Here is a 20,921-nt window from a genome sequence, read left to right on the forward strand (position 1 = left end):
TCATGGGAGCGCAGCTCCGGGTCTACAAGCGTCGCATCAAATCCGTCACCGCGACGAAGAAGATCACCAAGGCGATGGAGATGATCGCCGCCTCGCGTGTCGTCAAGGCGCAGCGCAAGGTGCAGGCGTCGACTCCGTACGCGACCGAGCTCACGCGCGCGGTCACGGCGGTGGCCACGGGTGCGAACGACAAGCACCCGCTGACCACCGAGGCGGAGAACCCGAGCCGTGCCGCGGTCCTGCTCCTCTCGAGCGACCGCGGTCTGGCCGGTGCCTTCAACTCCAACGCCATCAAGGCGGCGGAGAAGCTCATCAAGAAGCTGGAGGGCGAGGGCCGCACGGTCGACATCTATGTCGTCGGCCGCCGTGGTGTCGCGCACTTCAACTTCCGTGAGCGGAAGCTGAGCGACACGTGGACCGGCTTCACGGACGAGCCCACGTACGCGGACGCCAAGAAGATCGCGGCCCCGCTGATCGAGGCGATCGAGAAGGACACGGCCGAGGGCGGTGTGGACGAGCTCCACATCATCTACACCGAGTTCGTCTCGATGATGACCCAGACGGCGGTCGAGGCCCGGCTGCTGCCCCTCAGCCTCGACGAGGTGGCGAAGGAGGCCGGCGAGCCGGACACCCTCCGTCCGCTGTACGACTTCGAGCCGTCGGCGGAGGACGTCCTCGACGCCCTTCTGCCGCGCTACGTCGAGAGCCGGATCTACAACGCGCTGCTCCAGTCGGCTGCCTCCAAGCACGCCGCCACGCGCCGCGCGATGAAGTCGGCGACCGACAACGCGGGAGACTTGATCAACAATCTCTCCCGACTTGCCAACGCGGCCCGCCAGGCCGAAATCACCCAGGAAATCAGCGAGATCGTCGGTGGCACCGCAGCCCTGGCCGACGCGACCGCGGGGAGTGACAAGTAATGACGACCACTGTTGAGACGGCCGCCGCCACGGGCCGCGTCGCCCGGGTCATCGGCCCGGTCGTCGACGTGGAGTTCCCCGTCGACGCGATGCCGGAGATCTACAACGCCCTGCACGTCGAGGTCGCCGACCCGGCCGAGGAGGGCGCGATCAAGACGCTGACCCTCGAGGTCGCGCAGCACCTCGGTGACGGCATCGTCCGTACCATCTCGATGCAGCCCACCGACGGTCTGGTCCGCCAGGCCCCCGTGGTCGACACCGGCGACGGCATCACGGTGCCCGTCGGCGACGTCACCAAGGGCCGCGTGTTCAACACGCTGGGTCAGATCCTGAACGAGCCCGAGGCGGAGTCGGAGGTCGGCGAGCGCTGGTCCATCCACCGCAAGGCTCCGGCGTTCGCGGACCTCGAGTCGAAGACCGAGATGTTCGAGACCGGCCTGAAGGTCGTCGACCTTCTCACCCCGTACGTCAAGGGTGGAAAGATCGGTCTGTTCGGTGGCGCCGGTGTCGGCAAGACCGTTCTGATCCAGGAAATGATCATGCGTGTGGCGAAGCTGCACGAGGGCGTTTCCGTCTTCGCCGGCGTCGGCGAGCGCACCCGTGAGGGCAACGACCTCATCGCGGAGATGGAGGAGTCCGGCGTTCTTGACAAGACCGCGCTGGTCTTCGGCCAGATGGACGAGCCCCCGGGCACCCGTCTCCGTGTGGCCCTCGCCGGTCTGACCATGGCGGAGTACTTCCGCGATGTGCAGAAGCAGGACGTGCTGTTCTTCATCGACAACATCTTCCGCTTCACGCAGGCCGGTTCCGAGGTGTCGACCCTGCTCGGCCGTATGCCCTCCGCGGTGGGCTACCAGCCGAACCTGGCCGACGAGATGGGTCTCCTCCAGGAGCGCATCACCTCGACCCGTGGTCACTCGATCACCTCGATGCAGGCGATCTACGTCCCCGCCGACGACCTCACGGACCCGGCGCCGGCGACCACCTTCGCCCACCTCGACGCGACGACGGTTCTCTCCCGTCCGATCTCCGAGAAGGGCATCTACCCGGCCGTGGACCCGCTGGACTCCACGTCCCGGATCCTGGACCCGCGCTACATCGCGCAGGACCACTACGACGCCGCCACGCGCGTCAAGGGAATCCTGCAGAAGTACAAGGACCTCCAGGACATCATCGCGATCCTCGGTATCGACGAGCTGAGCGAGGAGGACAAGCTCGTCGTCCACCGCGCCCGCCGTGTCGAGCGCTTCCTGTCCCAGAACACCCACGCGGCGAAGCAGTTCACCGGTGTGGACGGTTCGGACGTTCCGCTCGACGAGTCGATCGCCGCGTTCAACGCGATCTGCGACGGTGAGTTCGACCACTTCCCGGAGCAGGCGTTCTTCATGTGCGGTGGTCTTGAGGACCTCAAGAACAACGCCAAGGAGCTCGGCGTCTCCTGAGCCTCGTGCTCGCCGAGGGGGGCGGGATCCGTCCCGTCCCCCTCGCCACGCCCCCTAGAATTGACCCCAACACCCGGCACGACCGCCGGGTGGTGACCCGAGGAGCCACCCTTGGCTGCTGAGCTGCATGTCGAGCTGGTCGCCGCGGACCGGAGTGTCTGGTCCGGCGAGGCCACCCTGGTCATCGCGCGTACCACCTCCGGCGACATCGGCGTCATGCCCGGCCACCAGCCGCTGCTCGGTGTGCTGGAGTCGGGCCCGGTGACCATCCGTACGAGCGAGGGCGCGACCGTCGTCGCCGCCGTCCACGGAGGATTCATCTCGTTCGCGGACGACAAGCTGTCGCTGCTCGCGGAGATCTGCGAGCTGGCGGACGAGATCGACGCCCAGCGCGCCGAGCGCGCGCTGGAGCGTGCGAAGACGGACTCCGACGCCGCCGCCGAGCGGCGCGCCGAGGTCCGGCTGCGCGCGGTATCGGTCCGCTAGCGGACCGCGCCGAGCAGGAGTGCCCTCAGCCGCGGCACGGTCCGGAATACTCCGGAGCGTGTCGCGGCTGAGGCGATGCAGATGCAGGTTGTATTCGGTTCTGCCGGCCGTGCCGGCTACGGGACGCAGCGAGGAGGTCGGTGAAGATGTTCCTCGCTCTGCTCGTGTGCGGCCTGGTCGTCGCACTGGTGGTGATCGGGCTCTTCGTCTTCGGCTTGCGCCGGAGACTGATCCAGCGCGCCGGCGGCACCTTCGACTGTTCTCTGCGCTGGGACATCCCCGACGAGCCGGATCCGACCGGCAAGGGCTGGGTGTACGGCGTCGCCCGCTACAGCGGTGACGAGATCGCCTGGTTCCGTGTCTTCTCGTACTCGCCCCGCCCGCGCCGGACCCTGGAGCGCTCCTCCATCGTGGCCCTAGAGCGCCGGATGCCTGAGGGCGAGGAGGAGCTCGCGCTGCTCTCCGACGCCGTGATCCAGCCCTGTATGTACGAGGGCGTCCGCCTGGAGCTCGCGATGAGCGAGGACGCCCGGACGGGCTTCATGGCCTGGCTGGAGGCGGCGCCGCCCGGGCAGAGGGTGAATGTCGCTTAGGACATGAAAGAAGCGGGGACGGCGTGCTGCGCCGTCCCCGCTTCTCGTCTCCGGGCTAGCTCAGGCCGGTGTTGATGGCGCCGACCAGCTCGCCGTTGCCGGTGTCACCGCTGAACTCCCAGAAGAACGCTCCGCCGAGGCCCTGGTTCTTGGCCCAGCTCATCTTGGAGGTCACGGTGGCGGGGGTGTCGTAGCTCCACCAGTTGGTGCCGCAGTGGGCGTACGCGGTGCCCGCGACGGTGCCGTTGGCCGGGCAGGAGTTCTTGAGGACCTTGTAGTCCTCGATGCCCTGCTCGTACGTGCCGGCGGCCGGCCCCGTCGCCGTGCCGCCCGGGGCGGACTGGGTGACGCCGGTCCAGCCGCGGCCGTAGAAGCCGATGCCGAGCAGCAGCTTGTTGGCGGGGACGCCCTTCGCCTTGAACTTCGCGATCGCCTCGGCGGAGTTGAAGCCCGCCTGCGGGATGCCGGCGTACGAGGTGAGGGGGGAGTGCGGGGCCGTCGGGCCCTTCGCCGCCCAGGCGCCGAAGAAGTCGTACGTCATGACGTTGAACCAGTTCATGTACGGCGCGGCGCCCGCGTAGTCGGCGGCGTCGATCTTGCCGCCGGCGGAGGCGTCGGCCGTGACGGCCGCGGTGACCAGGTTGTTGGCACCGAACTTGGCGCGCATGGCCTGCATCATGTTCTTGAAGGAGGCCGCGCCGCTGGTGTCGCAGGACAGGCCGCAGGCGTTGGGGTACTCCCAGTCCAGGTCGATGCCGTCGAAGACGTCGGCCCAGCGCGGGTCCTCGACGAGGTCGTAGCAGGACTGCGCGAAGGCGGTCGGGTTCTGCACGGCCTGGCCGAAGCCGCCGGACCAGGTCCAGCCGCCGAAGGACCACAGGATCTTGATGTTCGGGTAGGCCTTCTTCAGCTTGCGGAGCTGGTTGAAGTTGCCGCGCAGCGGCTGGTCCCAGGTGTCGGCGACGCCGTCGACGGACTGGTCGGCGGTGTAGGCCTTGTCGTAGTCGGCGTAGGCGTCACCGATGGTGCACTTGCCGCCGGTGACGTTGCCGAAGGCGTAGTTGATGTGGGTGATCTTGGACGCGGAGCCCGAGGTCACGATGTTCTTCACGTGGTAATTGCGCCCGTAGACGCCCCAGTTGGCGAAGTAGCCCATCTTCACGGCGTTCGGGAGGGGCTGGCCGCCGCCCCCGCCGGTGGTGCGGACGGCGACCGGGCCGGCGGCGGGGCCGGTCTGGTCGGTCGTGTCGCGGGCGACGACGGTGTAGCTGTAGTCGGTGCCGGCGGTCAGGCCCTGGTCCGTGTACGTGAGGCCGGTCGTGGTGGTCACCTTGGTGCCGTCGCGCAGGACGTCGTAGTTCTTGACGCCCTTGTCGTCGGTGGCCGCGGTCCAGGTGAGCTTCGCCGAGGTGTCGGTGATGTTCGAGGCGACCGGGGTGCCCGGGGCCGTGGGCGGCTTGTCGCCCGGCTGGGTGGTGCCGTCGCAGGGAGCGCCGTTGATCTTGCAGCCGGTGGGCGCACCGGAGCCGGTGCCGTTGTAACCGAAGGAGACGGAGGCACCGGGGGCGAGGGTGCCGTTCCAGCCGACGTTCTTGGCGGTCCAGTGGGTGCCGGAGCCGGTGACGGTGGCGTCCCACGCGGAGGTGACGGCGGTGCCGGAGGGGTAGTCCCACTCGACGGTCCAGGAGGTGAGGGTGGTGGTGCCGGTGTTCTTCACCGTCCACTTGCCCTCGAAGCCGGTGCCCCAGTCCTGGGGCTTGGTGTAGGTCGCGGTGGCCGAGTCGGCGGCTTCGGCGGGGGAGGCGAGGCCGACCATGGCGGCCAGCGGCAGGATCAGGGCGGTCAGTCCGGCGGCGGTCCGGTGTCTGAACCCTGTTCTGCGCGTCGGTGCTTGAGTGCTCAACGGTGCTCCTCAAGTTGCGGACGGACAAGGTGGGGGTGGTCCGTGAAGTTGCGCGCGCCCCGCGAGCGTAGGAAGGTCTGGACCAATCGTCAAGAGGTCCAGACCAACGTCGCCGTGCTCCCCTCAGACACCCAACTCCTGCGCCAGCACCGCCGCTTGGACCCGGCTCCGCAGCTCCAGCTTCCCCAGCACCTTGCTGACGTGCGTCTTCACCGTCGCCTCCGCCATGTCGAGCCGTACCGCGATCTCCGCGTTCGACAGACCCAGGCCGAGCGCCGACAGCACCTCCCGCTCACGGGGCGTCAGCACGTCCAGTACGGCCGGATCCGTCTCCCGCCCGGCCCGCGCCGGACGGCCGGTCGCGGCGAACTCCGCGAGGAGCCGCCGGGTCACCGCCGGGGCGATCAGACCCTCGCCGCGCCCCACCGTCCGTACCGCCTCGATCAGCTCCCCGGCCTCCGCGTTCTTGAGCAGGAAGCCCGCGGCGCCCGCCCGCAGCGCCCCGAACACATACGCGTCGAGGTCGAAGGTCGTCAGGACGAGGACGTCGGCCAGACCCTCCGTGACGACGATGCCGGTCGCCGTCACCCCGTCCATCCGCGGCATCTGCACGTCCATCAGGACCAGGTCCGGACGCAGTTCGCGCGCCAGCTCCACCGCCCGCTCGCCGTCCGCCGCCTCGCCGACCACCTCGATGTCCGGCGCGCTGCCCAGGATCAGCACGAGCCCGGCCCGTACCGCGGACTGGTCCTCGGCCACGACCACCCGGATCGTCATGCGTTCCCCGCCTTCTCCTCCGCGGGCAGTGCCGCCCGCACCTGCCAGACCGCTCCCGACGCCGCCGCGCGGAACTCCCCGCCGAGCAGCTCCGTGCGCTCCCGCATCCCCACCAGACCCGAACCCGTGCCCGGCGCACGCGGCCCCGGCCGCTCCCCGTACGGCGAGTCCACCGCCACCGTCAGCACCCCGTCCGACCGGCCGACCCGCACGACGACGGTACCGGGGGCGGCGTGCTTCACCGCGTTGGTCAGCGACTCCTGCACGATCCGGTACGCGGCCAGCTCCACCGGCGCCGGCAGCGAGCCGCCCGGCGGACGGGTGTCCTCCAGGACGAATTCAAGACCGCCGGCCGAGCCGTTCCTCCGGGCCCGCGCCAGCAGCCGGTCCAGGGCGTCCAGGCTCGGCACGGCCCCCGGCTCCTGCTCCCCGCCGCTGTCCCGCAGCAGCCCGATGAGCCGCCGCATCTCGGCGAGGCCCGCCACGCTGTTCTCCCGGATCACGGTCAGCGCCTGCCGGGTGGTGGCCGGCTCGTCGAGGGAGAGCGCGGCCGTGGAGTGGATCGCGATCGCCGAGAGGTGGTTCGCCACCATGTCGTGCAGCTCCCGCGCCATCCTGGCCCGCTCGGCCACGACCGCCTGCGCCCGGTCCATCTCGGCGAGCAGCGCCGTCTGCTCGGCCCGCAGCCGGGCGGCGTCCGCCGCCTCCCGGTGGTTGCGGACGACCGCGCCGGTGATCGCGGGCAGGAAGGAGATCATGCCGGTGAGCACCCCGACGAGCAGCGCGAACGCGTTCTGCCACCAGACGAGGAAGCCGACGGTCACCGCGACCGTGACGAGGCCGGTGGTGTACGGGAGGCGGCGGGCGTGGGCGGGCGGCCCGTACACGACGGCCGCGTAGACGACGTCCGTGAACATGAGGACGGTGGCCAGGCTCCCGTACGTGAACTGGTCCGCCACGATCGCGAGCGTCCCGATGTCCAGCGCCGTCCTGGGCGCCGCACGGCGCAGCGCCTCGCACCCGGCCATCACCACCATCGGCACCAGAGCCGCCCAGCGCTCCGTGACGAGCCGGTCCACCTGGGTGTGCAGCCCGTACGACCACAGGACCAGGCCGCCGAGGAGGCCGGTGGCGGCGATGGACAGGTCGACGGGGTGCGGGCGGGGGAGCGTCACGTACTCATCCAACACGCCGTTCCGGGCCCGGACCTCCTCGTCCGGGCCGATCCGCCCCTCCGCCGAAGGATGTAGACGGGATTCGTCATCGGCGACGACGAACCGGCCCGGGGCGCACGGGACGCTGAGGGGGAACCGAGAGGGGAAACGCCGTGATCGTCACGCTGATCGTGCTCTGCGAGGTCGGCTTCTGGGTCCTGCTGGCCGCCGGCCTCGCCACCCGCTACCTCCTGAAGATGCCCCGGACGGGCATGGCGCTGCTGTTCGCCGAGCCGGTCCTGGAGATCGTGCTCCTCGTCGCCACGGCGATCGACCTCAAGAACGGCGCCGATCCGAGCTGGGAGCACGGCCTCGCCGCGCTGTACATCGGCTACACCGTCGGCCACGGCCACCGCACCGTGAAATGGCTCGACGGCCACGCCGCCCACCGCATCGGCGGCGGCCCGCCGCCCCCGAAGCCCCCGAGGTACGGCAGGGCGCACGCCCGTCACGAGGGCAGGATCTGGCTGGGCACGCTGGCCGGCGGCGCCGTCGCCACGGTCCTGCTGCTCCTCGCCGCCTGGTACGTGGGCGACGACGGGAACACCGCCGGTCTGCGGAGCTGGATGTACGGCGCCTGGCGGGCCGTCGGCATCCACGGTCTGATCGCGCTCAGCTATTTCGTCCGGCCGAAGAAGGAGCCGGAGACCGGATCAGCGGTCGCCACCCGGGACCCAGAGCACGTCCCCGATCTCCTTGTTGGCGGTGCGCGCGAGAATGAAGAGCAGGTCTGATAGCCGGTTCAGATAGGTCGCGGTCAGGGCGTTCATCGTCTCGCCGTGCACCTCCAGGGCCGCCCAGGTGGAGCGCTCCGCCCGCCGGACCACCGTGCACGCCTGGTGCAGCAGCGCCGCACCGGGCGTGCCGCCGGGCAGGATGAAGGAGCGCAGCTTCTCCAGACCCTCCAGGAAGCGGTCGCAGTCGGCCTCCAGCTTGTCGACGTACGCCTGCTCGACGCGCAGCGGCGGGAACTCCGGGTTCTCCACCACCGGCGTGCACAGGTCCGCGCCCACGTCGAAGAGGTCGTTCTGGATCCGTACGAGGACCTTCACGACCTCCTCGTCGAGCCGGCCGAGGGCGATGGCCGTCCCGATGGCGGCGTTGGCCTCGTTGGCGTCGGCGTAGGCCGAGATCCGCAGATCGGTCTTGGCGGTCCGGCTCATGTCACCGAGCGCCGTGGTGCCCTTGTCGCCGGTACGGGTGTAGATGCGCGTCAGATTGACCATGGGTCCAGCCTAGTTAGGCGATGACGCTCCGGAACGTGCGTGTGCCGACCGTCACGGCGAGCGCCGTCAGACCGAGGGCGACCAGCACCCCGTACAGCATGGCCGGTGTCGTGTAGTGACCGATGTACGCCTCCCGGACCGCGTCCACCAGATAGCGGAACGGCATGAGGTGCGAGATCACGTCGAGCCAGCCGGGGGCGAGGGCCATCGGCAGCATCAGGCCCGACAGCAGCATCGCCGGCATCGCGAGCGTGTTGATCGCGGGGCCGAACTCCTGCGGGGTGCGCAGCTTCAGGGCCAGCGCGTACGAGAGCGAGGCGAGGGCGGCGGAGAGCAGGGCGACGAAGCCGAAGCCGATGAGGATCCCGGCGACCGGCGCCCTCAGACCCATCGGGACCGCCACCAGGACGAGCAGGACCGCCTGGAAGACGAAGAGCGCGGCGTCCCGCAGGACCCGGCCGAGCAGCAGGGCCAGCCGGCTCACCGGAGTGACCCGCATCCGGTCGAACACGCCCCAGTTCTTCTCCATGATGACCGAGAAGCCGGCGAAGGAGGCGCCGAAGAGGCCGAGCTGAAGCAGCAGTCCGGGCACGAGGATCTGCCAGGAGTCGCCCTCGCGGCCCAGGGGGAGGCCGGTGAGCAGCGGTCCGAAGAAGAGCAGGTAGAGCAGCGGCATCAGGGTGCCGAAGAAGATCTGGAACGGGGAGCGCAGGGTCTGGCGGACGTAGCGTCCGAAGACGAGCGCGGTGTCGCGGAGCAGCATCGGGGTCTCCTAGACCGCTACGGGGGTGGTGTCGGCGGGGGTGGGGCCGCGGCCGGTGACGGCGAGGAAGGCCTCCTGGAGGGTGGTCACGCCGTGCGCGGCCTTGAGGCCGGCGGGGGTGTCCTCGGTGACGACCGTTCCCTTGTCGACGATCACGAGCCGGTCGGCGAGGGCGTCGGCCTCGTCGAGGTAGTGCGTGGTGAGGACGACGGTGGTGCCGTGCTCGTCGCGCAGCCGCCGCACCAGCGCCCACAGGTCGGCGCGGCTGCCGAGGTCGAGGCCGGTCGTCGGCTCGTCGAGGAACAGGACATCCGGGCGGTGGGTGAGGCCCATCGCGAGGTCGAGCCGGCGGCGCTGGCCGCCGGAGAGCGCCGGGGTCTTCCGGTCGAGGAGGTCGGTGAGGCCGAGATCGGCCGCGAGTTCCTCGGCGCGGGCCGCCGCGGCCGTCCGGTCCAGGCCGTAGAGCCTGCCCTGCATGACGAGCTCGGAGCGGACGGTCTCCTGGGGGTCGAGACCGCCGGACTGGGCGACGTACCCGATGCGCCGGCGTACGGCGGCGGGGTCCCCGAGGAGGTCGTGGCCGGCGACGGTGGCGGCGCCGGCGGTGGGCGGCAGGAGGGTCGTGAGCATCCGGAGGGTGGTGGTCTTGCCGGCGCCGTTCGGGCCGAGGAGTCCGAGGATCTCGCCGGGCCGGACGGTCAGGTCGATCCCTCGGACGGCCTCCACGGGGCCGTTCCTGGTCGAGAAGGTCCGGGCGAGCCCGGCCGTGCTGATGATGGGCATGCCGACCACAAAAACAGAGTCACTGAAATTTTGCAACGTCACCAAAAATAAAGAGCCACCGAAGTTTTAGGGAGCCTAGGATTGCCTACGATGGAGCCATGGCCGAGGGACTCAGGGAACGCAAGAAGCGCGCGACCAAGCAGCGGATCTCCGACATCGCGACCGGGCTCTTCCTGGAGCGCGGCTTCGTCACCGTGACCGTCGCGGACGTCGCGGAGGCGGCGGACGTCTCCGTCAACACCGTCTACAACTACTTCCCCGCCAAGGAGGACCTCTTCCTCGACCGGATGGACGGCGTCACCCAGCGCCTCGCCCGGATGATCCGCGGCCGCGACCGCGGCGAGTCCGCCGCCCAGGCGGTCCTGCGGGAGCTGCGCCAGGACATCGGGGCCGTCTCCCCGGCGTACGGGCTCATGGACGGCTTCGACGCCTTCATGAACGTCATCGAGCACGCGCCCACCCTCAAGGCCCGCCTCTTCCACCTGCGCGACCAGGTCCACGAGGCCGTCGTGACCACCCTCCGGGAGGAGACCGGGGCCGCGGCCGACGACCCGCTTCCGCTGCTCGTGGGCGGCCAGCTCGCCTGGATCGAGAACACCGTCGTCGGCTACATCACCCGGGAGATGACCGCCGGACGCAAGGCGACCACCGTCTCCCGCGAGGCCCTCGTCCTCCTCGACGAGATCGAGGAGCTGCTGAGCGAGAAGGTTTTGTCGTACGCGGTACGGGCCTGAGGCCGGCCGCCGCTCCGTCGCGCGCGGGGCCCGCTCGGCACACCCGGGCGGGCCCCGCATCACCGGACGTCAGGCCGCCGCCCGCACCGCCGGCCCCGATACCCCGGCCGCCAGCGCGCGGGCCGCGTGGACGGCGTCCTCCTCCGAGGTGAAGCGGCCGAAGCCCACCCGGATGCTGCCCCGGATCCGCTCCGGCGCGAGACCGGCCGCCGTCAGGACGTGCGAAGGCTCCTGCGCCGAGCTGTTGCACGCCGAACCCGTCGACACGGCGATGTCCGTGACCTCCAGGAGCAGCTGCTGCGCGTCCGTGCCCTCGAAGGACAGGTTCACCGCGTGCGGCAGGAACCCCGGGCCCGTACCGCTGTTCAGCAGCCGTGGCGCGGGCCGGGACAGCAGGCAGAGCAGGGCGGCGGCGATGAGCAGGCGGAGCAGGGTCGCGCCCGTCGGTCCGGTCTCCTCGAAGAGACGTTTCGCGAAGGCGGACCCGAACTGCAGGCTGACCATGCCGGTCAGGAGCAGCAGCGGGGCGGGCGCGGCCCCAGGGGCGTACGGACGCATGACGGCACCTCCTCTCCAGGCGTCGACCGCCGGACGGATGCCGGAGACTCTATACCCCCTAGGGGTATAAGGCGAGGTGTGGGGGTCTCAGGGGGGTCTGAGGGGTGTCGCGAGTGTGACGTCCGTCAAAGAGGGCGTGACGCGCATTACTTCACGGTCACACGGCGGCCCGCGACCGCTAATCTCCGCCGGAGAGCCAGAAGTGAACAGGCGTTAAGGGGTGGAACATCGTGGCCAGGAAGCTCGCCGTCATCGGGGCCGGACTCATGGGGTCCGGCATCGCGCAGGTCTCGGCACAGGCGGGCTGGGACGTCGTCCTGCGTGACGTCACCGACGCCGCCCTGACCCGCGGCACCGACGGCATCAAGGCGTCGTACGACAAGTTCGTCGCCAAGGGCAAGCTCACGGCCGAGGACGCCGCGGCCGCGCTCGGCCGGATCACCGCCACCACCGAGCTCGACGCCGTCGCCGACGCGGACGTCGTCGTCGAGGCCGTCTTCGAGAACCTCGACGTCAAGCACGAGATCTTCCGCTCGCTCGACAAGATCGCCAAGGACGGCGCCGTCCTCGCCTCCAACACCTCCGCGATCCCGATCACCAAGATCGCCGCGGTGACCGAGCGCCCCGAGGCCGTCGTCGGCGTCCACTTCTTCTCGCCGGTGCCGATGATGCAGCTCGTCGAGCTGGTCCGCGGCTACAAGACGAGCGACGAGACCCTCGCCACCGCCCGCGCGTTCGCCGAGTCGGTCGGCAAGACCTGCATCGTCGTCAACCGCGACGTCGCCGGCTTCGTCACCACCCGCCTCATCTCCGCCCTCGTCGTCGAGGCCGCCAAGCTCCACGAGTCGGGCGTCGCCACCGCCGAGGACATCGACATCGCCTGCAAGCTCGGCTTCGGCCACGCCATGGGCCCGCTCGCCACCGCCGACCTCACCGGCATCGACATCCTGGTGAACGCCGCCAACAACATCTACACCGAGTCCCAGGACGAGAAGTTCGCGCCGCCGGAGCTGATGCGCCGGATGGTGGACGCGGGTGACATCGGCCGCAAGAGCGGGCAGGGCTTCTACAAGTACTGAGCCCGACCCGCCACCCCGCCCTCACTCCGTGGGGTGAATTTCGGTATCGGTTCGCTGACAAGGCGCAACGTATCTGCCGGTGTGGCAGTCAGTTGTTGCGAAGACGGAGCACTCTCGGGGAGCGCATATGCACATCAGGGGCGACCACGTCGAGCTGGTCGTCGGGGGGCGCCTCGACGTGCGCAGCGCGGCGGACGCCCGTACGGTCCTGCACTCGGCCGTCGACGACGGAGTCGGCGACCTGGTGCTCGACCTGACCGGCCTCGACTCCTGGGACGCGACCGGACTGGGCGTCATCATGGGCGCCCACCGGAGGGCCGGCCGCTGCGGCCGGCGCCTCGTCCTGCGCGGGGTGCCGCCCCAGATGCAGCGGCTCCTCGTCGCCACCCGGCTCCACCGCATCCTCGCCATCGAGGGCGGCCTCGCCCTGGAGTCCCTGCCCCGCGTGTGACCCTCCGGCGCGCCCCACCGGGCGCCGCCGAGTGTGAAGCAGCCGTGTGAACCAGGCGTCACGCTCAATCCTCACAAGACCGTGACGTCTTGGTCTCGGTGCCACCCCGGCTGTTCCCGGGCGTCTGAGCACGGTCTAGGGTTCGGTCGCCCGCACATTGACGGACCCGCCTGCACCGGGACGGAACCACCGGCGGGCACCGGACACCGCTTCTTGGGGGCTTGCACCATGGACCCGATCAACCCTGGGTCGGAGGAGTACGGTCACGACACCGAGGGCGAGGAGGCCCGCCAGGGCCGCGGCGTGCCCGCCCCGGCGCCCGCGCGTGCCCGCGTCGTCCGGCTCGTCTCCGGCGAACTGCTCCTCACCGTCAACCCGGTCGACGGCAGCGAGATCGAACCCTGCCCGCCCGGACAGGAACCGGCGGCCCCCCGCCCCCGCACCCCCGACGAGCGCGCGGAGGCCGCCCGCGCCGCCGCCCCGCCCGTTCCGCCGGGCCCCGCCGCGCCCCAGCTGCCCCTCCTCGAACGCCAGGAGGAGCGCGAGCGGCTGGTCGGCATCCTCGGCCGAGGCCGCTCCGCCCGCCTCATCGGCGCCCCCGGCTCCGGCCGCACCGCCCTCCTCGACGCCGTCGCCGCCGACTGCGCAGGCCTCGCCCCCGACGGCGTCGTCCGCCTCTCCGGCCACCACCGCACCCCCACCGAACTCCTCCACGAGCTCTTCGCCGCCGTCCGGTACGCCCCCGGCAGCCGCCCCGACCGGGCCACCCTCCTCGACCGGCTCCGCGACGTCGGCGCCGTGGTCGTCGTCGACGACCTCGAGTTCGGCGGCGCCGCCCTCGACGAACTCCTCGCCGCCGCCCCCGAGTGCGCCTTCCTCCTCGCCGCGGGCCCCGACACCCCCGCAGCCTCCGCCGGTGCCCTCGTCGAGGAGGTCCTCCTCGCCGGGCTCGGCCGCGGCGCGGCCCTGAAGCTCCTGGAGAGCGCCGTCGGCCGCACCCTCTCCGACGAGGAGGCCAACTGGGCCGGCGACCTCTGGTTCGAGTCCGAAGGCCTCCCGCTCCGCTTCGTCCAGGCCGGCGCCCTGCTCAAGCAGCGCGACCGGCTGCGCGTCACCCCCGCCGAGTTCGACGCCTTCGGAGCCCTCGAAGAGGCCTTCGGACCCGCCGACCCCGCCGCGGCGGCGGCCGCGGCGGCCGCCGCCTTCGACGGCGTCGACGACCTCGACGTCGAACTGCGCGAGATACCGCTGCCCAGCCTCGGCGAGGGCGCCGCCCCCGCCGGCCTCCTCGCCTCCCGCCTCAGCCGCGCCTCCCAGGCCGCCCTGCGCTTCGCCGTCGCCCTCGGCGGCGAGGTCCCGCACCAGGCCCACCTCCCGGCCCTCGTCGGCGACACCCACGCCGACGCCGCCCTCGGCGAACTCATGGCCTGCGGACTGCTCTCCCCGGTCGGCCCCCGCTACCGGCTCGCCGCCGGAGTCCTCACCCAGCTCCTCGCCCACGGGTACGGGCACGGGGCCGCCGACCGCGCCCACACCATCGCCCAGCACTACGCCTGGTGGGCCGCCCATCCCTCCGTCACCCCCGAGCGGGCCGCCGCCGAGTCCGACGCCCTGCTCGCCGCCCTCACCGCGCTGATCCCCGGCACCGGCGACACCGCCGCCGAACACCGGGCCACCGCCGTCCTCCTCGCCCGCGCCGCAGCGCCCGCCTTCGCCGCCGGACTGCACTGGGGCGCCTGGGAACGCGCCCTGCGCGCCGGACAGGAAGCCGCCCGCCTCGCCGGTGAGGTCGCCGAAGAGGCCTACTTCCACCACGAGCTCGGCGTCCTCGCGATCTGCTCCGGCAACCTGGAGCGCGCCCGCGCCGAGCTGGAGGCCTCCATCGGCATGCGCGGGGTGCTCGCCGACAAGCGCGGCACCGTCGCCGGCCGCCGGGCGCTCGCCCTCGTCGCCGACCTCTCCGGGGAGCACACGGTCCCGCCGCGCGCCGAGGAGCCCGTCTCTCCGCCGCGCGGCACCCCCGCCCTGCGCGGCCCGGCCGCCCGCCCCGCCCTCCCCCCGATACCGGAGCCCGTCACGGCCCCGCTCCCCGGCGGCCCCGCCCGCCGTCCGGCGGCCGCCCCGATCCCCGCGGTCCCCGGCTTCGCCGACGAGGGCCCGACGCTCATCACGCGCCCCGACACCGTGGAGAGCGGCGCCCGGCGCCCCGGCCTCACGGGCGGCATCCTCAGCGGCGCCCGCCGCAACCTCGTCGCCGTCGGCGCGGGCGCGCTCCTCGTCGCCGTCCTCGGCACCGTCGTCACCCTCGGCGCCACCTCGGGCAACGGCGAGGCCCCCGCCACCGACCGGGTCACCTCCGACAGCACCGCGACCGAGAGCGCCACCGACGACGGCCCCGACGGCGAGGAGCCGCCGGCCGAGGGCGGGGCCGACCCGGCCGAGACGGGGAAGACCGGTCCCTCGGACTCCCCGAGCCCGTCGGGTCCCGGCAGCGCGTCGCCGTCCGCGTCGACGGACCCGTCCACGTCGGGCTCGTCGTCGCCGTCGGACAGCCCGTCGGCGACGACCGGAGCACCGACGGCGACCACGGCCCCGCCGACCGGACGGCCCACGACGACCCGGCCGCCGACCACGACCACCCCGCCGCCCAGGCCGACGACCACGACGCCGAAGCCGCCGACGACCACACCCGCACCGCCGACGACGACCGCACCGCCGACGACGGTCCCGCCGACGACGACCGCCCCTCCGGCGACCGGCGAGACCACCACCCTCGGCGCCTCCTCCGGCTCCGGCACCCCGGCCGGCTCCGAGTCGCCCGCCTGACCCCGTACGGCGAGGCGTACGGACACGACGACGGCCCCGGGCGCGCTCACCGCACCCGGGGCCGTCCCCGTACTCGTACTCCCGCCGCCGTCAGAACAGCCGCAGCTTGTCGTCCTCGATGCCGCGCAGCGCGTTGTAGTCCAGGACCACGCAGCCGATCCCGCGGTCCGTCGCGAGGACGCGCGCCTGCGGCTTGATCTCCTGGGCCGCGAAGACGCCCTTCACCGGAGCCAGGTGCGGGTCGCGGTTGAGCAGCTCCAGATAGCGGGTCAGCTGCTCGACGCCGTCGATCTCGCCGCGCCGCTTGATCTCCACCGCCACCGTCGCGCCGTCAGAGTCCCGGCACAGGATGTCCACCGGGCCGATCGCGGTCGGGTACTCGCGGCGGATCAGGGTGTAACCCTCGCCGAGGGTCTCGATGCGGTCGGCGAGCAGCTCCTGGAGGTGCGCCTCGACGCCGTCCTTGATGAGACCCGGGTCCACGCCCAGTTCGTGCGACGAGTCGTGGAGGATCTCCTCCATCGTGATGATCAGTTTCTCGCCCGCTTTGTTGATCACGGTCCAGATGCCCGCCTCACCGTCGACACCCTCCTTCAGGGTGCACGGCGGCGACATCCAGTTGAGCGGTTTGTACGCCCGGTCGTCCGCGTGGATGGAGACGCTGCCGTCTGCCTTGACGAGGATCAGACGGGGTGCGGAGGGCAGGTGGGCCGTGAGCCGGCCCGCGTAGTCCACGGAGCAACGGGCAATGACGAGACGCATGGTCCGCAACGCTACAAGACGGGCGCTCTTCCGCGCGATTCGGGCATCACGCGGGCGTCACCCGGGCATCGCCCGGACCTCGGCCGTGGGTCTTCCTGAGCCGAACACCCGTCGGTTATCAGCCGGTTGTGTGCCCATTCTTCTGGTGCCGCCCCCACTGCGCGCTTACCGTGGAAGCTGGAGGTCGTCGTCCGTGCACGCTGCGTGGCGCACGGCGGTCTTCGCCCCTGCCCGCAAGACCCCGTCCGCGGGGTCGCGAGAGGAGAACCCATGTCGCTCGACGTCTCACCGGCACTGTTGGAACAGGCCGAGCGAGGCGAGGTCGACGAAGCCGACTTCGTCGACTGCGTCCGGACCTCCCTGCCCTACGCATGGGAGATGATCAGTTCTCTGGTGGCACAGCTGAAGGTCGACGGCGGAGAGTTCGCCGACAACCAGACGCCGCCGCCGAATGAGCAGGCACGTGGTCAGCTGCTGCGCGCGCTCGCGAGCGACGCCATTCGTGGTGCGCTGCAGCGGCATTTCGGGGTGCGTCTCGCCTTCCAGAACTGCCACCGCGTGGCGGTCTTCCCGCTGGACCCGTCGGTGGACGAGCGGCTCGCCCGCTTCACGTCCGTACGGGGACAGCTTCTGAACCAGTCGCCGGAACTGCGCGACTGCTGAGACATGGTGCCGCCGCTCCGCACCGCGGGAGGACGCGACCGATGCGAGCCGACGCGCATCGCCGCCGACAGGTGCCGGAGCGGCAGCACGGTGCAGGGCTCACACCGGGGCCCTCACGCCAGGGCTCTCAGGCCGGGGTTCTCAGGCCAGGGCCCTCACACCGGGGCCCTCACGCCAGGGCTCTCACATCAGGAGCGGCACGACCTCCGCGCCCAGCCGCCGGACGTTCTCCTCGGTCGCCGCGAGGTCGCCCGAGCCCTCCGCGAGGAGGGCGAAGCGCGTGATGCCCGTACGCTCCGAGGTCGCCGCGAGCCGGTCCGCCGCCAGCCGGGGCGTGCCCACCGGGTGCAGCCCGCACAGCAGCTCCGTGTACGCGACGGGGTCCCGCATCGCCCGGTGCCGGCCGTCCACCGTCACATGCGCGTCGAGCCCCTGCTTCAGCCAGCCCGGCATCGCCTTGACCAGCGCCTCCGCCGCGTCCGCCCGCCGGTCCGCGAGCTGCGCCACCCCCGCCGAGACATGGCCGGCGCCGATCCGCGCGATCTCGTCCGGGTCCCGCCCGGCCTCCCGCGCGCAGCGCGCCCAGGCCGCGACCATCTCGGCCTTCTCCTCGTCGCCGCAGTGCATCCCGAGGAGCATCGGCAGTCCGCGCTCCGCCGCGAGCCGCACGCTCTTCGGCGAGGTGCAGGCCACCACCACCTCGGGAGCGGCCGCGCCGCCGATCAGCTCGTCGGGGCGGGGCACCACGGGCACCTCGCGGAAAGCGAATCGTTCCCCCTCGGCGCCGACGCGCGGCTCGGTCAGCCAGCGCAGCAGCAGGTCGAGCGATTCGGGGAACCCCTTCTCGTACGCGTCGAGGCCCGCGCCGAACACCTCCAGGTCCACCCAGGGCCCGCCCCGGCCCACCCCCAGGGTGAACCTGCCGCCCGAGGTGAGGTGCAGCAGCGCCGCCTGCTCGCCCAGGGCGACCGGGTGCACGGTCGGCAGCACGCTCACCGCCGTGCCGACCCGGAGCCGCCGGGTGCGGCCGAGGAGCAGCGCGGCCAGTGTCACGGCCGAGGGGCAGACCCCGTACGGCACGAAATGGTGCTCGGCCAGCCAGACGGAGTCGAGCCCCGCCTCCTCGGCGACCTCGGCGGTCCGCACCGCACGGTGCAGCGCCTCCCCCTGGCCCTGGCCCGGGAACTGGGCTGCCAGAACGAACGTACCCACGCGCATCGCCTTCTGCCTCCTTGCGGCCGACGCGTATCTCCCCTCGCACTGGCAACAACGCCTGACACGTGCCAAAGGCAACGGCCGTTCATGAAGTTCTTGCGATATTCGGCTAAGCCGTCCTGACCGGGCCCGGGGCACCGCGTGGCGGCCCGTAGGCTTGCTGGAACGGTCCGTGTTCCCCCGATCCCGTGAGGTGTGCCCGTGTCCCCGCGCCACAACCGCTCCCGAGGCGGCGAGAAGCCCCAGCAGCAGGGCGATCACGGCTCCCGGTACGGCGGGGTGCAGCGCACGGAGAGCTGGCAGGGCGAGGAATGGTACGTCCGGCTCGTCGCCGGGGCGAGCGCGCCGGGCAAGCGCTACCGCTGCCCCGGCTGCGACCAGGAGATCCCGTCCGGCGCCCCGCACGTGGTCGCCTGGCCGGAGTACGGGGGAGTGGACGACCGCCGCCACTGGCACAAGTCCTGCTGGAACGCGAAGGACCGCCGCACCAGCAAGGTGCAGCGGTCCCGCAACGCGCCGAGGTACTAGCGAGCGTCACACGTCCCGGCTGTTCAGCAGGGCGAGGGCGCCGGCGAACGTGGCGGCCGTGATGCCGAGCAGGATGACGAGCGGCTCCCAGCCCGAGGGGCCCGCGTCGCCGAACGGCGGGCGGCTGCTGTAGAGCGCGATCATCTGCGACGGGATCGCGTAGGTGAACAGGAACTGCTGCACCGACCTCAGCGCCTGGGAGAACATGAACATGCCCGCCACCAGCGGCAGCAGCAGCAGACCGATCATCACGGTGATCGCGCCCGCAGAGTGCCGGATGAGGGTGCCGATCGCCATGGCGAGCAGCCCGAGCGTCGCCAGGTAGGCGGCCGCTCCCACCGTCGCCCGCAGCCATTCCGCGGCCGTCGGCTCCGCCCCGTCCACCATGCCGACCTGGGCCACCGCGACCAGCGCCGTGATCACCGCGGTGAGCGTGAAGACCAGCAGGAAGAAGACGATCGCCTTCGCCGTGAGCACCCGGGCCCGGCTCGGGCAGGCCGTCAGGGTCGTACGGATCATGCCCGTGCCGTACTCGGACGCGATCGTCAGGACGCCGAGCGTGATCACGCAGATCGACGCCGGCAGCATCCCGAAGAAGCCGAAGCCGAGGGCAGACTCGTCGCCCATCGGGGCCTCGGAGGCGGAGGCGATGGCGGCGACACCGATCCCGATGCCGAACATCAGCAGGATCATCACCCCCAGCGTCCACATCGTCGAACGCACCGAACGGATCTTCGTCCACTCGGAGGCGAGCGCGTCACCGAGGTGCGCGGCGCGGACCGGGATGGGCGAGACGTAGGAGTGCGGCGCCGGGGCGTGGTGGTGGGCGGGGGCGGTCATCGGGCGTCCTTCGGGGTGTCGCTCGGCTGCGGGAGGCCCGGCTGCGAAGCGGCCGGAGGGGCGTACGGACCCGGCGCGGGGGCTTGCGGGGCGCCGGCGTACGGGTTCTGTCCGGGCGGCGGCGGGGCGTACCAGCCCTGCTGCGGGACGTCCTGGACCGGCGGCTGCGGCGGCAGCCCGTACCCCGGCTGTCCGGGCTGCAGGGGCGGCTGGAGGTGGGCGAGACGGTCGTCGGTGGAGCGGTAGTCCACGGCGCCCTGCGTCAGCCGCATGTACGCCTCCTCCAGCGAGGCCTGGTGCGGGGACAGCTCCCAGAGCCGTACGTCCGCGCCGTGCGCCAGGTCGCTGATCCGCGGCAGGGGCAGGCCCGTGACGCGCAGTGCGCCGTCCGGCTCGGACAGCACCTGGCCGCCGGCCTCCATGAGCACCGTGGTCAGCTTCTCCCGCTGGGCAGGCTCGGTCCCCGGGGTCCGCACCCGGGCGAAGTCGGCGGAGTTCGCCGAGATGAAGTCGGTGACGCTCATGTCGGCGAGGAGCTGCCCGCGGCCGATCACGATCAGGTGGTCGGCCGTCAGCGCCATCTCGCTCATGAGGTGGCTGGAGACGAAGACCGTGCGGCCCTCGGCGGCGAGCTTCTTCATCAGGTTCCGCACCCAGAGGATGCCCTCGGGGTCCAGGCCGTTGACGGGCTCGTCGAAGAGGAGGACCTGCGGGTCGCCGAGGAGGGCCGCCGCGATGCCGAGCCGCTGGCCCATGCCGAGAGAGAAGCCGTTCGAGCGGCGCTTGGCGACGTCCTGGAGACCGACCACGCCGAGGACCTCGTCGACGCGCTGCGCCGGGATGCCGGCCAGCTGCGCGAGCGACAGCAGATGGCTGCGCGCGCTCCGGCCGCCGTGCACGGCCTTGGCGTCCAGGAGCGCGCCGACCTGCCGGGGCGCGTTCGGGAGCTGCCGGAAGGGGTGGCCGCCGATCGTGACATGACCGGCGGTGGGCCGGTCGAGCCCCAGGATCATGCGCATCGTCGTCGACTTGCCGGATCCGTTGGGCCCCAGGAACCCGGTGACCACACCGGGCCTCACCTGGAAGGAAAGGTTGTACACGGCCGTCTTGGCGCCGTAGCGCTTCGTCAGGCCGACTGCCTCGATCATTCTCCAGCCC

General features: G+C 71.8%; 22 protein-coding genes. 11 read left to right on the plus strand and 11 right to left on the minus strand.

The window, feature by feature from the left end; genetic code table 11:
* Window positions 1–2 precede the first annotated feature (2 nt).
* The 4 genes from ACZ51I_RS16880 (at window position 3) to ACZ51I_RS16895 (ending at window position 3,441) form a co-directional block, all read left to right on the plus strand.
* The gene (locus ACZ51I_RS16880; protein WP_468876301.1) at window positions 3–920 is read left to right on the plus strand and encodes a F0F1 ATP synthase subunit gamma; all 918 of its coding nucleotides are present in this window, start codon (window positions 3–5) and stop codon (window positions 918–920) included.
* Window positions 920–2,362: a F0F1 ATP synthase subunit beta gene (atpD, locus tag ACZ51I_RS16885; protein ID WP_468876302.1), complete on the plus strand. Its 1,443-nt coding sequence runs from the start codon at window positions 920–922 to the stop codon at window positions 2,360–2,362. Before ACZ51I_RS16880 ends, atpD begins: the two co-directional genes overlap by 1 nt.
* 111 nt (window positions 2,363–2,473) lie before the next feature.
* Window positions 2,474–2,848: a F0F1 ATP synthase subunit epsilon gene (locus ACZ51I_RS16890; protein ID WP_189799849.1), complete on the plus strand. Its 375-nt coding sequence runs from the start codon at window positions 2,474–2,476 to the stop codon at window positions 2,846–2,848.
* A 146-nt stretch (window positions 2,849–2,994) separates the two neighbouring features.
* On the plus strand, window positions 2,995–3,441 hold the full coding sequence (locus tag ACZ51I_RS16895) for a DUF2550 domain-containing protein (RefSeq protein ID WP_468876304.1): 447 nt from the start codon (window positions 2,995–2,997) through the stop codon (window positions 3,439–3,441).
* A 55-nt stretch (window positions 3,442–3,496) separates the two neighbouring features.
* Here ACZ51I_RS16895 and ACZ51I_RS16900 read toward each other — a convergent pair whose 3' ends face one another.
* The 3 genes from ACZ51I_RS16900 to ACZ51I_RS16910 all read right to left on the minus strand — a co-directional run bounded on the left by ACZ51I_RS16900 (window position 3,497) and on the right by ACZ51I_RS16910 (window position 7,296).
* Window positions 3,497–5,344, minus strand: a complete 1,848-nt coding sequence (locus tag ACZ51I_RS16900; protein ID WP_468876306.1) for a glycosyl hydrolase family 18 protein — start codon at window positions 5,342–5,344, stop codon at window positions 3,497–3,499.
* 123 nt (window positions 5,345–5,467) lie between these two features.
* The gene (locus ACZ51I_RS16905) at window positions 5,468–6,121 is read right to left on the minus strand and encodes a response regulator (protein WP_468876308.1); all 654 of its coding nucleotides are present in this window, start codon (window positions 6,119–6,121) and stop codon (window positions 5,468–5,470) included.
* Complete coding sequence (locus ACZ51I_RS16910) at window positions 6,118–7,296, minus strand: sensor histidine kinase (RefSeq protein WP_468876310.1); 1,179 nt, start codon at window positions 7,294–7,296, stop codon at window positions 6,118–6,120. Before ACZ51I_RS16910 ends, ACZ51I_RS16905 begins: the two co-directional genes overlap by 4 nt.
* Window positions 7,297–7,448: 152 nt before the next feature.
* On the opposite strand from ACZ51I_RS16910, the gene ACZ51I_RS16915 reads away from it, so the two are divergent.
* On the plus strand, window positions 7,449–8,069 hold the full coding sequence (locus tag ACZ51I_RS16915; protein WP_468876312.1) for a hypothetical protein: 621 nt from the start codon (window positions 7,449–7,451) through the stop codon (window positions 8,067–8,069).
* Here ACZ51I_RS16915 and ACZ51I_RS16920 read toward each other — a convergent pair.
* The 3 genes from ACZ51I_RS16920 to ACZ51I_RS16930 are packed head-to-tail and all read right to left on the minus strand — an operon-like array spanning window position 7,989 to window position 10,107.
* Complete coding sequence (locus ACZ51I_RS16920; protein WP_468876314.1) at window positions 7,989–8,561, minus strand: cob(I)yrinic acid a,c-diamide adenosyltransferase; 573 nt, start codon at window positions 8,559–8,561, stop codon at window positions 7,989–7,991. The two genes, ACZ51I_RS16915 and ACZ51I_RS16920, sit on opposite strands and share 81 nt — an antisense overlap.
* A 13-nt stretch (window positions 8,562–8,574) precedes the next feature.
* The gene (locus ACZ51I_RS16925; protein WP_468876316.1) at window positions 8,575–9,324 is read right to left on the minus strand and encodes an ABC transporter permease; all 750 of its coding nucleotides are present in this window, start codon (window positions 9,322–9,324) and stop codon (window positions 8,575–8,577) included.
* A gap of 9 nt (window positions 9,325–9,333) precedes the next feature.
* Window positions 9,334–10,107 (minus strand): ABC transporter ATP-binding protein, encoded by a 774-nt coding sequence (locus tag ACZ51I_RS16930; protein WP_468876318.1) that lies wholly within the window; start codon window positions 10,105–10,107, stop codon window positions 9,334–9,336.
* Between the two features lie 98 nt (window positions 10,108–10,205).
* Between ACZ51I_RS16930 and ACZ51I_RS16935 the strand changes: the two genes are divergently transcribed.
* Complete coding sequence (locus tag ACZ51I_RS16935; RefSeq protein WP_468876320.1) at window positions 10,206–10,841, plus strand: TetR/AcrR family transcriptional regulator; 636 nt, start codon at window positions 10,206–10,208, stop codon at window positions 10,839–10,841.
* A gap of 69 nt (window positions 10,842–10,910) precedes the next feature.
* Here the strand turns inward: ACZ51I_RS16935 and ACZ51I_RS16940 are convergent, their stop codons facing one another.
* Entirely contained in the window at window positions 10,911–11,399 is a 489-nt protein-coding gene (locus ACZ51I_RS16940; protein ID WP_468876321.1) for a hypothetical protein, read from the minus strand.
* Window positions 11,400–11,629: 230 nt separating this feature from the next.
* Between ACZ51I_RS16940 and ACZ51I_RS16945 the strand changes: the two genes are divergently transcribed.
* From ACZ51I_RS16945 to ACZ51I_RS16955, 3 genes are all read left to right on the plus strand, one after another.
* Complete coding sequence (locus ACZ51I_RS16945; RefSeq protein WP_468876323.1) at window positions 11,630–12,478, plus strand: 3-hydroxyacyl-CoA dehydrogenase family protein; 849 nt, start codon at window positions 11,630–11,632, stop codon at window positions 12,476–12,478.
* A gap of 127 nt (window positions 12,479–12,605) precedes the next feature.
* Window positions 12,606–12,929, plus strand: coding sequence for an STAS domain-containing protein (locus ACZ51I_RS16950; protein WP_030210572.1), 324 nt, complete (start codon window positions 12,606–12,608; stop codon window positions 12,927–12,929).
* Between the two features lie 228 nt (window positions 12,930–13,157).
* Window positions 13,158–15,755: an ATP-binding protein gene (locus tag ACZ51I_RS16955; protein ID WP_468876326.1), complete on the plus strand. Its 2,598-nt coding sequence runs from the start codon at window positions 13,158–13,160 to the stop codon at window positions 15,753–15,755.
* A 90-nt stretch (window positions 15,756–15,845) separates the two neighbouring features.
* Here the strand turns inward: ACZ51I_RS16955 and nucS are convergent, their stop codons facing one another.
* Complete coding sequence (gene nucS / locus ACZ51I_RS16960) at window positions 15,846–16,517, minus strand: endonuclease NucS (RefSeq protein ID WP_468876328.1); 672 nt, start codon at window positions 16,515–16,517, stop codon at window positions 15,846–15,848.
* Window positions 16,518–16,787: 270 nt separating this feature from the next.
* Between nucS and ACZ51I_RS16965 the strand changes: the two genes are divergently transcribed.
* Window positions 16,788–17,180 carry an SCO5389 family protein gene (locus ACZ51I_RS16965; RefSeq protein ID WP_015036224.1) on the plus strand — a complete coding sequence of 131 codons (393 nt, stop codon included), beginning with the start codon at window positions 16,788–16,790 and terminating at the stop codon, window positions 17,178–17,180.
* A 183-nt stretch (window positions 17,181–17,363) separates the two neighbouring features.
* Here the strand turns inward: ACZ51I_RS16965 and ACZ51I_RS16970 are convergent, their stop codons facing one another.
* Window positions 17,364–18,398 carry an LLM class flavin-dependent oxidoreductase gene (locus ACZ51I_RS16970; RefSeq protein ID WP_468876330.1) on the minus strand — a complete coding sequence of 345 codons (1,035 nt, stop codon included), beginning with the start codon at window positions 18,396–18,398 and terminating at the stop codon, window positions 17,364–17,366.
* Between the two features lie 198 nt (window positions 18,399–18,596).
* Between ACZ51I_RS16970 and ACZ51I_RS16975 the strand changes: the two genes are divergently transcribed.
* A complete protein-coding gene (locus tag ACZ51I_RS16975; protein ID WP_468876332.1) occupies window positions 18,597–18,923 on the plus strand; it encodes an ATP/GTP-binding protein in 327 nt (108 codons plus the stop codon).
* Between the two features lie 6 nt (window positions 18,924–18,929).
* On the opposite strand, the gene ACZ51I_RS16980 is transcribed toward ACZ51I_RS16975, so the two are convergent.
* Window positions 18,930–19,763: an ABC transporter permease gene (locus ACZ51I_RS16980; RefSeq protein ID WP_468876334.1), complete on the minus strand. Its 834-nt coding sequence runs from the start codon at window positions 19,761–19,763 to the stop codon at window positions 18,930–18,932.
* Window positions 19,760–20,911, minus strand: coding sequence for an ABC transporter ATP-binding protein (locus ACZ51I_RS16985; protein ID WP_468876335.1), 1,152 nt, complete (start codon window positions 20,909–20,911; stop codon window positions 19,760–19,762). The genes ACZ51I_RS16980 and ACZ51I_RS16985 overlap by 4 nt, the downstream gene beginning before the upstream one ends.
* Window positions 20,912–20,921: the final 10 nt, after the last annotated feature.

Source organism: Streptomyces sp. NPDC034084 (assembly GCF_055575535.1).

Bases quoted from the DNA above. Each gene is read 5' to 3' on its own strand.
- ACZ51I_RS16880 (WP_468876301.1), top strand. From the start codon at position 3: ATGGGAGCGCAGCTCCGGGTCTACAAGCGTCGCATCAAATCCGTCACC.
- atpD (WP_468876302.1), top strand. From the start codon at position 920: ATGACGACCACTGTTGAGACGGCCGCCGCCACGGGCCGCGTCGCCCGG.
- ACZ51I_RS16895 (WP_468876304.1), top strand. From the start codon at position 2,995: ATGTTCCTCGCTCTGCTCGTGTGCGGCCTGGTCGTCGCACTGGTGGTG.
- ACZ51I_RS16905 (WP_468876308.1), bottom strand. From the start codon at position 6,121: ATGACGATCCGGGTGGTCGTGGCCGAGGACCAGTCCGCGGTACGGGCC.
- ACZ51I_RS16920 (WP_468876314.1), bottom strand. From the start codon at position 8,561: ATGGTCAATCTGACGCGCATCTACACCCGTACCGGCGACAAGGGCACC.
- ACZ51I_RS16925 (WP_468876316.1), bottom strand. From the start codon at position 9,324: ATGCTGCTCCGCGACACCGCGCTCGTCTTCGGACGCTACGTCCGCCAG.
- ACZ51I_RS16930 (WP_468876318.1), bottom strand. From the start codon at position 10,107: ATGCCCATCATCAGCACGGCCGGGCTCGCCCGGACCTTCTCGACCAGG.
- ACZ51I_RS16935 (WP_468876320.1), top strand. From the start codon at position 10,206: ATGGCCGAGGGACTCAGGGAACGCAAGAAGCGCGCGACCAAGCAGCGG.
- ACZ51I_RS16940 (WP_468876321.1), bottom strand. From the start codon at position 11,399: ATGCGTCCGTACGCCCCTGGGGCCGCGCCCGCCCCGCTGCTGCTCCTG.
- ACZ51I_RS16950 (WP_030210572.1), top strand. From the start codon at position 12,606: ATGCACATCAGGGGCGACCACGTCGAGCTGGTCGTCGGGGGGCGCCTC.
- ACZ51I_RS16955 (WP_468876326.1), top strand. From the start codon at position 13,158: ATGGACCCGATCAACCCTGGGTCGGAGGAGTACGGTCACGACACCGAG.
- nucS (WP_468876328.1), bottom strand. From the start codon at position 16,517: ATGCGTCTCGTCATTGCCCGTTGCTCCGTGGACTACGCGGGCCGGCTC.
- ACZ51I_RS16965 (WP_015036224.1), top strand. From the start codon at position 16,788: ATGTCGCTCGACGTCTCACCGGCACTGTTGGAACAGGCCGAGCGAGGC.
- ACZ51I_RS16970 (WP_468876330.1), bottom strand. From the start codon at position 18,398: ATGCGCGTGGGTACGTTCGTTCTGGCAGCCCAGTTCCCGGGCCAGGGC.
- ACZ51I_RS16980 (WP_468876334.1), bottom strand. From the start codon at position 19,763: ATGACCGCCCCCGCCCACCACCACGCCCCGGCGCCGCACTCCTACGTC.
- ACZ51I_RS16985 (WP_468876335.1), bottom strand. From the start codon at position 20,911: ATGATCGAGGCAGTCGGCCTGACGAAGCGCTACGGCGCCAAGACGGCC.